General features: G+C 62.7%; 17 protein-coding genes and 1 tRNA gene. 11 read left to right on the top strand and 7 right to left on the bottom strand.

Annotated features, from left to right (window positions below; genetic code table 11):
- Positions 1-197, top strand: a 197-nt coding sequence (locus V7116_RS22735) for a hypothetical protein (RefSeq protein ID WP_324394276.1), incomplete at its 5' end; no start/stop codon positions are given.
- Between the two features lie 177 nt (positions 198-374).
- Here the strand turns inward: V7116_RS22735 and recR are convergent.
- The 3 genes from recR to dnaX form a co-directional block, all read right to left on the bottom strand.
- Positions 375-977, bottom strand: coding sequence for a recombination mediator RecR (recR, locus tag V7116_RS22730; protein WP_324394275.1), 603 nt, complete (start codon positions 975-977; stop codon positions 375-377).
- 200 nt (positions 978-1,177) lie between these two features.
- A complete protein-coding gene (locus tag V7116_RS22725) occupies positions 1,178-1,570 on the bottom strand; it encodes a YbaB/EbfC family nucleoid-associated protein (protein ID WP_324394274.1) in 393 nt (130 codons plus the stop codon).
- Positions 1,571-1,660: 90 nt separating this feature from the next.
- On the bottom strand, positions 1,661-3,223 hold the full coding sequence (gene dnaX, locus V7116_RS22720) for a DNA polymerase III subunit gamma/tau (RefSeq protein WP_324394273.1): 1,563 nt from the start codon (positions 3,221-3,223) through the stop codon (positions 1,661-1,663).
- Positions 3,224-3,413: 190 nt separating this feature from the next.
- Between dnaX and tatA the strand changes: the two genes are divergently transcribed.
- The gene (tatA, locus tag V7116_RS22715; RefSeq protein WP_324394272.1) at positions 3,414-3,596 is read left to right on the top strand and encodes a twin-arginine translocase TatA/TatE family subunit; all 183 of its coding nucleotides are present in this window, start codon (positions 3,414-3,416) and stop codon (positions 3,594-3,596) included.
- Between the two features lie 275 nt (positions 3,597-3,871).
- Here tatA and V7116_RS22710 read toward each other — a convergent pair whose 3' ends face one another.
- The 3 genes from V7116_RS22710 to V7116_RS22700 form a co-directional block, all read right to left on the bottom strand.
- The gene (locus tag V7116_RS22710; RefSeq protein ID WP_324394271.1) at positions 3,872-4,873 is read right to left on the bottom strand and encodes a lamin tail domain-containing protein; all 1,002 of its coding nucleotides are present in this window, start codon (positions 4,871-4,873) and stop codon (positions 3,872-3,874) included.
- 205 nt (positions 4,874-5,078) lie between these two features.
- The gene (locus V7116_RS22705; RefSeq protein WP_324394270.1) at positions 5,079-5,465 is read right to left on the bottom strand and encodes a type II toxin-antitoxin system VapC family toxin; all 387 of its coding nucleotides are present in this window, start codon (positions 5,463-5,465) and stop codon (positions 5,079-5,081) included.
- Entirely contained in the window at positions 5,462-5,689 is a 228-nt protein-coding gene (locus tag V7116_RS22700) for a type II toxin-antitoxin system Phd/YefM family antitoxin (protein WP_324394269.1), read from the bottom strand. The genes V7116_RS22705 and V7116_RS22700 overlap by 4 nt, the downstream gene beginning before the upstream one ends.
- Before the next feature lie 118 nt (positions 5,690-5,807).
- Here V7116_RS22700 and V7116_RS22695 point away from each other — a divergent pair, with 118 nt between their 5' ends.
- From V7116_RS22695 to V7116_RS22655, 9 genes are all read left to right on the top strand, one after another.
- A complete protein-coding gene (locus tag V7116_RS22695) occupies positions 5,808-6,857 on the top strand; it encodes an endonuclease/exonuclease/phosphatase family protein (protein ID WP_324394268.1) in 1,050 nt (349 codons plus the stop codon).
- On the top strand, positions 6,854-7,477 hold the full coding sequence (locus tag V7116_RS22690) for an SHOCT-like domain-containing protein (RefSeq protein WP_324394267.1): 624 nt from the start codon (positions 6,854-6,856) through the stop codon (positions 7,475-7,477). Before V7116_RS22695 ends, V7116_RS22690 begins: the two co-directional genes overlap by 4 nt.
- 83 nt (positions 7,478-7,560) lie before the next feature.
- Positions 7,561-8,601 carry an endonuclease/exonuclease/phosphatase family protein gene (locus V7116_RS22685; protein ID WP_324394266.1) on the top strand — a complete coding sequence of 347 codons (1,041 nt, stop codon included), beginning with the start codon at positions 7,561-7,563 and terminating at the stop codon, positions 8,599-8,601.
- Between the two features lie 2 nt (positions 8,602-8,603).
- Positions 8,604-9,641 carry an endonuclease/exonuclease/phosphatase family protein gene (locus V7116_RS22680; protein ID WP_324394265.1) on the top strand — a complete coding sequence of 346 codons (1,038 nt, stop codon included), beginning with the start codon at positions 8,604-8,606 and terminating at the stop codon, positions 9,639-9,641.
- Complete coding sequence (locus V7116_RS22675; RefSeq protein ID WP_324394264.1) at positions 9,638-10,507, top strand: metallophosphoesterase; 870 nt, start codon at positions 9,638-9,640, stop codon at positions 10,505-10,507. The genes V7116_RS22680 and V7116_RS22675 overlap by 4 nt, the downstream gene beginning before the upstream one ends.
- A gap of 36 nt (positions 10,508-10,543) precedes the next feature.
- Complete coding sequence (locus V7116_RS22670) at positions 10,544-11,353, top strand: glycerophosphodiester phosphodiesterase (RefSeq protein ID WP_324394263.1); 810 nt, start codon at positions 10,544-10,546, stop codon at positions 11,351-11,353.
- 40 nt (positions 11,354-11,393) lie between these two features.
- A complete protein-coding gene (locus tag V7116_RS22665) occupies positions 11,394-11,867 on the top strand; it encodes an NYN domain-containing protein (protein ID WP_324394262.1) in 474 nt (157 codons plus the stop codon).
- A 371-nt stretch (positions 11,868-12,238) separates the two neighbouring features.
- Positions 12,239-12,312, top strand: a tRNA-Pro gene (locus tag V7116_RS22660).
- Between the two features lie 147 nt (positions 12,313-12,459).
- The gene (locus tag V7116_RS22655; protein ID WP_324394261.1) at positions 12,460-13,164 is read left to right on the top strand and encodes an RraA family protein; all 705 of its coding nucleotides are present in this window, start codon (positions 12,460-12,462) and stop codon (positions 13,162-13,164) included.
- A gap of 246 nt (positions 13,165-13,410) precedes the next feature.
- Here the strand turns inward: V7116_RS22655 and V7116_RS22650 are convergent.
- Positions 13,411-13,775, bottom strand: a 365-nt coding sequence (locus tag V7116_RS22650; RefSeq protein ID WP_324394260.1) for a hypothetical protein, incomplete at its 5' end; no start/stop codon positions are given.

Raw genomic sequence — 13,775 nt, 5'->3', positions numbered from 1 at the left:
TCTCAGGGTGCTCTCTCGCACATTCTTCCTGTCACTATGCTGTTGTTAAGGTGCGCCGCTCAATGAGTGGCCGGATTGAGGGAACAAAAACGCCGAACGTGTTTTACAATTTCGGCGGTGGAAAAGCACAACGAAAACGTGAGGTTTTCAGATTGCTTTTGCCGGTGTACGCCCCTCTCCAGTCATTCATTTTTTAGAACCGCGAGCGCGGCGTTTTGTCGCGTTCGCTTCGTTCCGTCGAGCGTGTGCAAATCTTACCACCCTTAAAGGGGAGCGTCAAGGGTAATCCAAAGACTTTCCTAAATCTGCTTGAAAGGTTGGATCACCCTCGTTAGCTGGCTGCAAGGATCGCCCCGCGCACCGCTCCCTCGCGGCTACATTTCCTGCCTGCCCTGGAAGGCGCGCAGCAGCGTCATCGAATCGACGTATTCGAGGTCGCCGCCGGTCGGCAGACCGCGCGCCAGCCGCGTCACTTTGACGCTGGTCGGCGCGAGCTGGTGCTGCATGTACATCGCCGTGGCATCCCCTTCCAGGCCGGGATTGGTGGCGATGATCACCTCGTCGATGCCGCCGCGCTTGACGCGCTCGACCAGCTCGCGGATCTTCAGATCCTCCGGGCCGATGCCTTCCACGGGCGAGATCGCGCCGTGCAGCACGTGATAGCGCCCCTTATACGTCCCTACCCGCTCCACCGCCAGCACGTCGAGCGGATCTTCGACCACGACCACCTCGTTGGTGTCGCGCTCCGCGTCGCGGCAGATGGGGCACGGATCTTCTTCGGTGATGTTGTAGCATACCGAGCAGTAACGTGTCTTGGTCTTCAGGTCGGTGAGGGCCGTCGCCAGCGACTGCGTTAAATCGTCCGGCGCGCGGAGCAGGTAATACGTCAGGCGCGACGCCGTTTTGGGTCCAACCCCCGGCAGCCGCGAGAACGCTTCGATCAACTGAGTTACGGACTGCGGAATCGCTTTACTCAACGGGACCTCGCGTTTATCGGTTGTAAGAGTCGAAAACCGGATGGATGCGTCGAAGAAGTGGACGGTCGAACGATGCGGCAGCGCCCAGAGCGCGCCGGATCAAACAGTATGAACGGGCATCAGTAACGAAATGCGGCGCTGGCCGCCGGAACGGCCAACGCGCATCGGTTGAAGATCAAGCTAAACGGAACCCGCGGAGATTATCCGAACAGCCCGCCCAGGCCGCCCGGCAGCATATTGCCCAGCCCGCCCGTAACGCCTTCCATACGGTCGGCGGCGTGCTGCTTGCTCTGCTCGATGGCCTGATTCGTGGCGAGGACCAGCAGGTCTTGCAGGTCGGTCAGCCACTCTTCGTCCTCGGTGTCGATCGCGTCGGGGTTGATCGTGACCGACTTGACCTTCTGGCTGCCGGTAATGACGACCGTCACCGCGCCACCACCCACGCTGATATCCAGCGTTTCTTCTTCCAAAGCAGCCTGGGTGGCTTCCATATCTTCTTGCATCTTCTGGATCTGCCGCAGAATCGCCCCCTGGTTCTTCATGCCCCCACTGGGCGTCCCACCGGGTCCAAACGCGCCACGCTGCTTGCTCATCCGACTGCTCCTGGTCTGTGATCGTCCGTCAATATTGGTCTGGATTATTTGAACTATTATACCGGATCTCGGCCATCACTGCCGCTTTTTTTACTCGTCCAGCCCGGTGATCTCGCCGCCCAATTCGTTAACGCCAAACGCCAGCACGTCATCTTCCGCCAGCAGATCGTCCACGGCCTGATCGTGCCCCCCGCCCTCGTTCAGCACGGTGATCGTGATTTCCAGCGTCACGTTCATCACCTCGCGGATCGCCTCTTGCAGCGCCTGCCGCTTGTCGTCGGCTTCAAGCTTGACCTTGAAGACGGGCGCTTTCACGCCGAGGATCAGATGGTCGCCCTGAACGTCACGCGGGCGAGCATGATCCAGCAGCGCCGGAAGTGAGGGGTGATGGCGCTTGGCCACGCGCTGAATATTGCCCCACTGCGTTGTGACCTCCTGCGCGCTGGTGGCCGCACCGGGTGACGGCGGAGCCGCCGGGGTTGCGGCGGGCTTGGGCGTAGCGGGCAGCGGCGCGGGCAGATCCTCCTGCGTGCGACCCTGGAACGGCGTGGGAGCCGGTTCGGGCTGCGCGCCGATCTGGAGGCTTTCGAGGAACGCCAGTTCCAGCGGAAGCTGCGGCTGCCAACCGCCCTGCCAATCCTGCACCGCGCCGTTAAAGGCACGGATCGCGGCCAGCAGCGCCCCGCGTGGAGCCTGCGCCGCCTGTTGTTCGATCGCCGCGCGGCGCTCCTGCGACACGTCCACCATCGCCGGACCGCCCATCTTCAGCAGCAGCACATGGCGCAAATGCTCCACGATCTGCCGCCCAAACTGGCGCGGGTCGGCGCCGCTGTCCACCGTGGTATTGATCAGGTCCAGGCCGCGCGCCGTGTCGGCATCGATCAACGCCTGGGCCAGATCCACGACGTGCTGCCCGCTGGACGTGCCGAGAAGCTGCTCGGCCATATCCAGTGAGATATGCTCGTCCGGGTCGGCAATAAGCTGGTCGAGCAGGCTGATGCTGTCGCGCACGCTGCCGGTCCCCTCGCGGGCGACCAGTTCCAGCGCGGCGCGATCGATCGAGACGTGATCGCCCTCCGCGATCTTCGCCAGCCGGTCGGTCACTTCCGCCAGCGAGACGCGGCGGAACTCGAACATCAGGCAGCGGCTTTTGATCGTGGCGGGCACTTTGGCGATCTCGGTCGTCGCCAGCACGAAGATCGCGTGCGCGGGCGGCTCCTCCAGCGTTTTCAACAGCGCATCGAACGCCGCGCCGGAGAAGCGGTGCACTTCGTCGATAATGTAAACTTTATAGCGGCCTTCGCTGGGGGCGAACCCGATCTTGTCGCGCAGGTCGCGCACGTCATCCACGCCCGTATGTGACGCCGCGTCGATCTCGATCAGGTCAAGGAACCGGCCCTCGTTGACGGCCACGCAGTAGCTGCACTCGTTGCAGGGCCGCTTTTCGGGGTCGGGATGGGCACAGTTGACGGCTTTCGCCAGCAGGCGGGCGGTCGTGGTTTTCCCCGTACCGCGCGGCCCACTGAACAGGTACGCGTGACGAACGCGGTCCTGGCGCAGCGCATTACGCAGCGTGCGCGTGATGTGCTCCTGGCCGATGACGTCCTCGAACGTCTGCGGTCGCCACTTGAGGTAAAGTGCCTGTGCGGGCAAAGGGGGCCTCCTCCCATGCTGAATACGGCCTAGTGTAGCAAGGGGCGAAAGCGATTCCAAGATCTTACCCCCTTTTTAGGAAGGGGGTTATAATGGGTAATGTGACTTCCTTGTGGAGCTGCTTGTAAGCGTTTCATCAGGGTAAGCAATCGTTGGGTCTGTACACCGTTAGGTACTAAGGAGAAACTTTATGGGCAGCCTGGGCACTACCGAGCTGATCTTGATTCTGGCCGTCGTTGTGCTACTGTTCGGCGTTGGGCGTGTCTCTCGGGTTGGTGGTGAGATGGGGTCGGCCATCCGCGAGTTCCGTAAGGGACTGAAGGGTGACGACGAGAAGAACGAAACCACACCGGCGGACGTCCGTAACAAGTAACTCCCGCATCGCCGGGGTTCACACCGTAAGCCATCTCCCCTTGTAACCACAAGGGTTTATTCCTGTCGTGTCAAGAGACGCAGCCCAGCAAGTCGGCTGCGTCTTTCTTGTTGCCTCTTTACCGCAGACGTTCCTCATCGCGTAGGGACGTTACGATACGCCCCATCTACTACACATTACGCGTGCAGCAGCGCCATGCGCGATCCCGTCTTTTGTAGGGGTGGAGCTTGTTCCGCCCGTTTTTTTTGTCCTTCACGGGCAGCCAACCAGCGCCGTTACGATCCAGCCTCGATCTCGAATGTCGCCTGCACGCTGCCCTCCGCGTCGCTCAGCGTCAGCGTCTCGCCGACGGCCCAGGCCGCGTCGTCGCGGCCCCAGTACAGCGCGGCGGGCGTATCCGTGCCCTGGCGCGTGAAGATCCGCACGCGGCTGTCCTGCCGCATCCTGAACTCGGGGAATTCAAACACGGCGACGCCGTCGCTGGACAGTGTCCACCCTTCCAGATTGATCGCGCTACCGCTGTCGTTGTGCAGCTCGACCGCCTCGTTATTCACGTCGCCAACGCCCAGCACTGCCGAGATCTCGACGTCTGCCTGGGCGGCGGTCGGCCCTAAGGTGACCGTCGCGGCGCGCATCTGGAGCGGGAACGGCGTATTGGTCGCGGTCGGTACGGGCGTGGGCGTATACATCAGCGTGCAGCCCTCGTTCGGGATGACCAGCACCTGCCCGATCTGGATGAAGTCATCGACGCCAATGCCGTTGACTGACATCAGGTCACCGGGGAAGACGCCATATTCGTCCGCGATGCTGCCGATCACGTCGCCCGCCTGGACGGTATAGCGCAGGCAGCCATCATCCGCCGCCGCTTCGGTCTCGCCGGTTGCGTCCAGCGGCGCATCGACCGGCACTTCGCCCGCCGGGCCGTCAGTCGGGATGGGCGGCAGCAGGGCTGGATCGATCGTCGCCAGGATTGGCGTGCCTGAAATCTCCTGCTCGCCCACGTCCGGCGAAGGCTGGGCCGTGGCGACGATCGGCGTCGCCTGGCTGAGCGCGGCAATCGTCAACTGCTGGGCGCTGATCGTAGCGACGTACTGGTCGGGCTTGATGTTGGCGCTGCCCGGCACGGGCGTCTCGCTGACGATGATCACCTGCGTGGGCCCTTCGAGCGGTTCCACTTCGGGCCGCCGGGAACGATCGTAGCTGATGAGGACGAACGCCACCGCGAGCGATACGATCACATTCAGGAGGATGAATCCGAAAAGAACCCGACGACTCATAGCTGTGCTTCCTCACACGTGACAGGATACCGGCCCGGCGGTGCGCCGTAACGATGGCGTTGCAGCCATCTTAACACACGCCGCGAGGTCGGGCAATCAGCGGCGCATTGGGCCGCTCGACGCGGTGGAAAAGTTTCCTTCCGGCGGACAATTGGCTACATTCGTGGGGAAAAGAAAAGGCGGACGGCGTCACAAGATCGGGTTATCACCACACACGCTGGATACCGTACGCATCGAAGACCGGATCTTTGCCGATCACCGGAAGCTGATCCGTCAGGCTTTGCGCGACGATGAGCCGGTCGAATGGATCTCGGTGATGAAATGGCAGCGTCACAACTTTGTCGATATGCGCCAGTTGAATCCCGTGCAGCGTCACGTCATTTTCGCGCATCTGCTCGTACATAAATTGGCCGAACGGAGATGGCACTTCCAGTTTTCCCAGGCTGACCTTGATCGCCATTTCCCATAAGCTGGCAGTGCTGAGAAAAATGCGGTTTTCTTCCGATTCGATAGCCGCCTGCGCAGCAGGACTAAGGGAGGGATCGGCGCTGATAAACCATAAAAAGGCATGGGTATCAAGCAGGTAGTTCATTCCATATACTCACCAAAGTCAGCAAGCGGAGCATCGAAATCGGAGGCAAGGGTAACCAGCCCGCGCGCGCTGCCCGCTTTGCGACGCTTTGGAGGAGTGGGGACCGGAACAAGCTGAACGGCCTGATCGTCCTCACTCACGATTAGAATCGTTTTACCGTGGCGGGCTTCTGCGATCAGCTTAGGGAGATCGGTCTGTGCTTCCTGAATCGAATAGTGCTCCATTGTTTTTCCCTTATCTCCACCTGCTTCTTATTGTAGACTTGATTCCGGCTGGCACCAACGATGGTAAATTTAAAGGCAGTTTCAGCGCAGTGCCCTATGCACGCGGAAGGACGAAACCATGAACCGGAACCGGCGGGAAGACGACGAGGAACGCGGATGTCTGGGCGAACCGGGACGCGCGGCATGGGGCTGCGCGCAGACGTTTGTCGCGCTGTACGGGTTCGCGGCATCTATGTACCTGCTGGCGCGCATCACCATTGGCGAAACGTCGAGCATCGTCGCCTATTTTAATAACGCCCTGCCCTGGATGGCGGTGCTGGCGCTGGTTCTGGCGATCCTCGCGCTGCTGTCGCGCTGGCGCGGGCTGCTGATCTCGCTCCAACTGCCGGTCATCTTCGCCGCGCTGCTGATCTATAACCCCGTGCTGCTGCCCGCCGATCCGCCTGCCGCCGGAACCGGCCCGCAGATCCGTGTCGCCAGCTACAACATCCTCTCCGGCCAATCCGACGCGGACGAGATCGCGCAGGTGATCGCGGACATCGACGCGGACGTGATCGCGCTGCACGAATTAGGCCCGGACCACACCGGCGTCATCGAGCAGCAGTTGGCGACCCTCTATCCCTACAGCGCCCTGCATCCCACCGAACCCGAACACCGGGGCGTGGGCCTGTTCAGCCGCTACCCGATCGAAGAAGAAAGCGCGTTCACCATCGGGGAAAATTCGTTCGTGTACCTGCGCGCCGTGCTGGACGTCAACGGCACGCCCGTCACGGTGTTCGCGGCGCACCCCGTCCCGGCCAAAAACCGGACCAATCCCCTCACGTACGACGACACAGACAACACCGCCGAGCTGCAAACCCTGCGCTCGATGTATCTGGCCGAGACGAACGGCCCGCTGCTGATGCTGTGCGACTGCAACATCACCGACCAGTCCGACGCCTACCGCGCCCTGCGCGACATGCTGCACGACAGCTTCTGGGAAGTCGGGCGGGGGCTGGGCTTCACGTTCCAGAGCCGTCTGCCGTTCCCGTTCCTACGGCTCGATTACGTCTGGCACAACGATGCGTTCAAAACGCTCGACTTCACCGTGTGGGATGACGCGGGCACGTCCGATCACCGGCCCGTGATTGCACAGTTGGAACTGGTCGGGGAGGAGGCCGCGCCGTGAGCGAGGAGCAGCGCCGCATTTTGCAGATGGTGCAGGACGGCATTCTGAGCGCCGCCGAAGCCGATGAGCTGCTGCGCGCGCTTGAGGATCTGCCCGGCGAGCATCCCGGCCAAGACGCTGTGGAACCGCCCGCGCCTGAAGCACCAGACCCCGTCCGCGTGACGACCGTGCCGCCAGACGAGCCAGACGACACGACCTTCCGCCGCTACTGGGAGATTCCCGTCACGGTGGGCGTGGGGCTGCTGGCGACGAGCGGGATCTGCCTGCTGTGGTCGGGCACGGTTGGACTGTTTACAGTGGGCGTGCTCTGCCTGTGGAGCCTGTTCCTGCTGGCCGGGCTGATCGTGCTGATCGGCTTCTGGAGCCGCACGGCGCGCTGGGTACACATCCGCGTGAGCGAAACCGACGGCGACCGCCTCCGCATCAGCCTGCCGCTGCCGCTGGGAGTGGCGTCGTGGGGCATCCGCATCGGGCAGCGGTTCGTCGATGAGGAGACCCGCTCCAGCCTGGACATGGCGGCGGGACTGCTGTCGATGGTCACGCTCGCGCCCGGCGACGACCCCATCAGCGTCGAAGTGGATGAAGACGACGGCGATCACATTCAAGTAATCGTTGCCTGAGCGTAGTGGGAAATTTTTCACGTCTGCGTGTATGGTCTAGTGGGGGAGTGTGATACAGCGGACGAGGGTAAGGAGTTGGTGGTATGCATCAGAAGTCTTCTGGGGCGACGGCGAGATCGTCCGTTTCCATGCTGCGGCGGGCGGTGTCTGCCGCCGTGCAGAGTGTGATCGTCCTGTACGGCCTGGGCACGATCGTCTATCTGGTGGCGCGGGCCGCCGTGGGCGAGCAGTGGCGGCCCATCGCGTGGGCGAACAACTTCGTGCTGTGGATGTCGGCGGCGGCGCTGGGTATGGCGTTCCTGGCGCTGTTATTCCGCCGTCGCTGGCTGCTGGTCGCGCTGCAAGCGCCGATGCTGGTCGCGTTCGGCGTGCTGTTCGGGGATCTCCTGACACCGCACAACTCGGCGGCGGTGGCCGATGCGGCGGTCGAGTTTCGCACCGCTGCGTACAACATGCACAGCCAGGACTCCGACCCCAACGTGGTGGTCGAGACGATCCTGGGGCTGAATGCGGACGTGATCGGCCTGAACGAACTGGGCTACGATCACGAGGAGGCCATCGACGCCGCCACGCAGGATCTCTACCCCTACCGCGTGCTGTATCCGCAGCCGACCGTGCACGGCGTCGGGCTGCTCAGCCGCTACCCGATCCTGGAACACGAAGTCTACGAGCCGGTCGAACCGGCCAATCTGCACCTGCGCGCCGTGCTGGACATCGACGGCACGCCCGTGACAGTCTTCGTCGCGCACCCGCCCTCGCCCACCAGCCCATTTTTCCCGCTCAATTATGAGGACGGCCCGCGTAATATCGAGCTGGCCGACCTGCGCGCGCGTGTCGCGGCGGAGACGGGGCCGGTGATGGTGCTCTGCGACTGCAACATGTCCGACCAGTCCGATCCGTACGGCGCGCTGGATGACCTGCTGGACGACGCCTTCCGCGAGGCCGGGCGCGGCTTCGGCCTGACCTTCCCCTATGGCCGCACGTTCCTGCCGCCGCTGGTGCGCATCGACTACATCTGGATCAGCGGCGACTTTACCGCGCTGAACGCGCACCCCGCCGACGGCAGCGGCACGTCCGATCATCGCCCAATCGTGGCCGACCTCGCGCTGAACGCCGGATCGTAACCATGACGGCGGCGACAGCGGAGAAATCCCCGGTCCGCGATCTGGGCCGGGCGGCGTGGCGGCTGCTGTTAGCGGCAGGGCTGCTGTATGGTGTGGGCACGACTGCGTACCTGATCGCGCGGCTGGCCGTTGGAGAACGCTGGAGCGCGGTCGCGTGGGCGAATAATTTCGTGCCGTGGTGGGCGCTCGGCGGGCTGGTCGCGGCGATCGTGGCCGCGGTCGGTCGGCGCTGGCGGCTGGCCGCGCTGCACGTCCCGATCCTGCTGGCCTTCGCGCTGCTCTACGGCGATTTGCTGCTGCCACCCGGCAGTGTAGCCCAGGCCGGGGACGGCGTCACGATCAAGGTCGCCACGTATAACATCCTCTCCCATTTTTCCGATCCCGATCAGGTGGTCGCGGTCATCCGCGACATGGACGCGGACGTTGTCGGCTTCGAGGAAGTCGGGCCGGAGCACGCCGACCGCATTCAGGCCGAACTGGGCGAGGACTACCCGTATCAGGTGTGGTATCCGCAGATGCCCGTGCACGGCGTGGGACTGATCAGCCGCTACCCGATCCTCGAAGAAGCGCCCTTCTCCGCGCTGCCCGACTCGATGCGCCATCTACGCGCGGTGATCGACACGCCCGGCGGCCCGGTGACCGTCTTCGTAGCGCATCCCCGCCCGCCGCACGGCCTGCTGCCAACGGGCTACGACGACAGCTTGCGCGACGCGGAGCTGGCCGACCTGCGGGTGCGCGTCCGGACGGAAAGCGGCCCGGTGCTGATGTTGTGCGACTGCAACATGTCCGACCAGTCCGACGCTTACCAAGCGACGGCGCGCATCCTGCACGATTCCTTCCGCGAGAGCGGCTGGGGCCTGGACTTTTCGTACCCGAACCGCCTGCGCGACCTCGCGCCCGGTCTGCGGATCGTGCGCATCGACTACGTCTGGCACAGCGATCACTTCACCGCACTGGAAGCGCGCACCTGGACCAGCGGCGGCTCGTCCGATCACCGCCCGGTCGTCGCGCGGCTGTCCCTGAAAGCGACCGCATCATGAACCGCTTTAAAGCATGGGCGGCGCTGGCGGGTGCGATTGCGCCGGGCGTGGGGCTGTTTTATGCGTGGCGCGTCGAACCGCGCTGGCCGCGTCTCACGCACCACACGCTGGCCGTGCCCGATCTGCCGCCCGCCTTTGAGGGCTACCGCATCGCGCAGTTGTCGGATCTGCATCTGGGCATTCGCCTGACCCAAAACGCGCTGCCGCACGTCGTCACGCTGACGAACCGCGCCGCGCCCGATCTCGTCCTGCTGACGGGCGACATCGCCACGGCGGGCCGCGATGGATTGGCGGCAGGCGCGGCGGTCCTGTCGCGGCTGGAAGCCCGCGACGGCGTATGGGCCATCCTGGGCAATCACGATTATTTCAGCCGCTCGGCGCGGCTGAAGGCGCATCTCGCGGACGCCGGGATCGCGCTGCTGCGCAACGAGCACCGTGTTCTGGCGCGTGGGGCGGACCGGCTGGTGCTGGCGGGCGTGGACGACGTGCTGTGGGGTATGCCCGATCTGGCCGCCTCGCTGCGCGGCGCGCCGGACGATGCCCCCGTGCTCCTGATGGCGCACGAGCCGGATTACGCCCCGGCGGCGGCGGAAAATCCGCGTGTGGTGCTCCAACTGTCCGGCCACGCGCACGGCGGCCAGATCCGCCCGCCGGGACTGCCGCCGCTGATCCTGCCTGACCTGGGCAGGCGCTACCCCGAAGGCGCGTACCGGGTCGGCGGCATGGCGCTGTACGTCTCGCGTGGGATCGGGACCGGGCGCGTGACGCTGCGTTTCAACTGCCGCCCGGAGATCGCCGTCATCACGCTGGTGCGCGGCGATGCGGCGCGCGGCGTGGAGTGGATCGGGGGCGGCGAGGGCGTATAATAGGGCCACGTTTTTACCTGGACAGGAGCTATAACCGTGGCCGAAGAAGAACTGCGCACATCCCCGGTGCTGCCGCCGGAAGATCGCCCTGAGTGGCGCTACTTGAAGTCGATCCCCCGCTCGCTCGCCTCCGACCGTCACCCGATCATCGTCGGGCATCGTGGAGCACGCGGCCTCGCGCCGGAAAATACGCTTGCGGCGTTCCGCGTCGCGGCGGATCTGGGCATCGACGGTGTGGAATTCGACGTGCAGCGCACCACCGACGGCGCGCTGGTGGTCTTCCATGATGACGACCTGGATCGCACCACGAACGGCCACGGCCCGATCTACGAAAAGACGCTGGCCGAGGTGCAGGCCCTGGACGCGGGCAGCGCGTTCGATCCGGCTTTCGCGGGCGAGCGCGTCCCCACCCTGCGCGAAACGCTCGACTACCTCCAAACCACCAACCTGCTGCTGTTCATCGAGTTGAAAGACCCGTGGCGCTTCCCCGGCATGGAGGCGGAAGTCGTCACGCTGATCCGCGAGCTGGGGCTGGTCGAGCGCACGCAGATCCGCTCCTTCTACCATGCCGCGCTGCACCTCGTCTGCCACATCGCGCCGGAGATCGCGCTCAGCGAGCTGTGGTGGGATCGTCTGCCGGGCGATGACGAGGTGATCTACAAGACCGTCAACGCTTTTTTCCCCTTCTGCACGCCGGAAGCCGTCGCCCAGATCCACGCGCGCGGCCAGGAGATCACCGCCTGGACCGTCAACGAGCTGGACGACGCGCGCGCCCTGATCGCCGCCGGAATCGACGGGCTGACGACCGACTACCCCGACCGCCTGCTGACGCTGTTCGCGCCGTGAAACGGGTGATAACCATGCCCGAACAAGGGAGCGCGAACGCATGCCCTACCTCATCGACGGCCACAATCTGATCGGGCAGATGCGCGGGCTGCGCCTGGACGATCCTGACGACGAGGCCAAGCTGGTCGAACGCCTGAAGGGCTTCATGATGCGCAAGCGCAAGCGCTGCACGGTGATCTTCGACGCCGGGCTGCCGGGCGGTCCGTCGCGCGCGCTGTCCACCAGCGACGTGACGGTTATCTTCGCCCCGCACGGCACGCCCGCCGACGCGCTGCTGCTGCGCCGCATCCGTGACGCCCGCGATCCGGGCAAGTGGTGGGTGGTCTCCGCCGACCAGCAGATCGTGCAGGTCGCGCAGCGCCGCCGGATGAAGGTGATCGCGCCGCGCGCCTTCGCCGCCGAGCTGGAAGCGCCGCCCATGCCGGACGACGACGACCCGAATCCGCACCTGTCGCCGGAGGACGTCGAGGAGTGGCTGAATCTGTTCCGCAAGGGGAAAGATGAGAAATCTTAACCTGTTTTTGGGGTTGTTTTTCGGGTGTTTTCCCGTAGCTGCATGGGGGAAAGCCCTGCTCTCATTTTCTTCTCATAATGCGTTCACGCTCATTTAAGCTCCCCGGCCTATCATTCTGGTCACTAGCGTCTCTTCGGATCGGATGCAGTGGCTCACGTGTAATGGGATAGAGTTGGCTTGTAGCACAAAAAGAGACGCTAAGGCCTAGCACACACGGAGATGCGCGTCACCGATGATGCTGTTAGGTCGAAGAATCGAGCCGTTTGTGGTGTCCCCCCCTCTCCACAAACGGCTCTTTCGTGTTTAAACGCCGGACGCGTCGTGCCCTTGTCACGCCCTCCGGCGGCAGGTATACTAAACACGTTTCCACTCGGGGTGTGGCGCAGTTGGCTAGCGCGCTGCGTTTGGGACGCAGAGGTCCCGGGTTCAAGTCCCGGCACCCCGACAGCCATCCACGCTCAGCAGTTGCTGAGCGTGGATCGTTTTAAATCCGGTCCGCTGCACAATCCTGAAGCACTTCTTCGAAAGACAGCCCGATATTTTTTACAATAGGGACACGACGCCCTGTTTCGTACCAGTTCTGGGGGAACTTATGCGCAATTTCGTCACACAGTTCCATGAAACGTACGGCACAGCCATACTGGTCGATGCCGCATTTCGCGCGGGGGTCGATTTTCGCGTCCCATCCGCAGCCCTAAATCCCATCGATCCGCAGCATAAATTAGCCGGACCCGTCCTATCGGTGCAGGCTAACAATGATCTGATCGCCGTTCTGAGCGCAGTCCATAGCGCCGTCGAAGGACAGGTGATCGTCATCAACAATGCAAAAACCGAAGTTGGTATCCTGGGGGACATTATTGCGACCGAAGCCCGGCGCAAAAAGCTCGGTGGCTTCGTGGTCGATGGCTTTGTCCGTGACGTTCCAACGCTGCTGGAGTTGGGCATTCCCGTCATTTGTCGCGGCTCAACGCCGTTAGGGCCGCTCAAACTGGATGCCAGTCAAAAAGGGATTGGGCAGACACAGGTTCCTATCGACATCGGCGGAGCGGCAGTGACGGCGAACGATTGGGTCTTTGGCGATGCTGATGGCGTGATCTTTCTGCGACCCGACGATCTGGAAGGCGTATTCGAACAGGCGCTCATCAGCAAAGAACGCGAAGATCATCTGTTCGAGCAGCTTGCAAAAGGCCAATCGTTGGGCGACCTCATGCAACTGGAGGTCTTCTTAGAACGCCGCGGGCAGGACCCTGATGCGAATTTCAACGACCATCTCAATCAAATTGGGCTTGCAATATAGACAACCGGGATTGCGGTAACAGCAGAGAAGGGTATGCGGAAACCGGTTGTTATTCCGACAACGATCCACGCTCAGTACGTGCTGGGCGTGGATCGTTTTGGCTCCTGATTACTCCGAATTGAGTAACTGCCCCGCAGCACGAAGATCGCTCTCATCAACGTCCTGACAGTACATCAGTGTGGCGACAATGTACCTGTGATCAGGTTTATGTTTGTCTAGATTCATTCATCCAACAATCGTTCATATTCAGCAACAATTTCTGCTAGATACCCCATTTCTTCTAAACGCGACTTCAACGACTTGGCAAATATAGATCCATTGTGTCAAATCTGGGGAGCCTTCAGAAGCAAGCTGAGCGTCATTCTCTGGATCTACTGTGATCCTATACCGATAATGGATGTAATCATTGGCAGGGTTAGAGGCCAAATCAGGATCATACAAATGATTCTTCTGAACTTCGACCCACTTATCTCCCATCTTGAAAGTACGGAGAGTTACTCGCTCAAAGGCTGACCATTCTTGCTCTAATTGGATCAAGAAATCATCAAAATCCAGATTGACCTGCCCCCCAAAACCTAATCCAGATGGTATGTTAGGATGGGACACATCAA

The organism is Aggregatilinea sp., assembly GCF_036822615.1.
GTDB lineage: Bacteria > Chloroflexota > Anaerolineae > Aggregatilineales > Aggregatilineaceae > Aggregatilinea.
The sequence above is the reverse complement of the archived record's forward strand: the minus strand, read 5'-3'. Positions and strand labels throughout refer to the sequence as shown.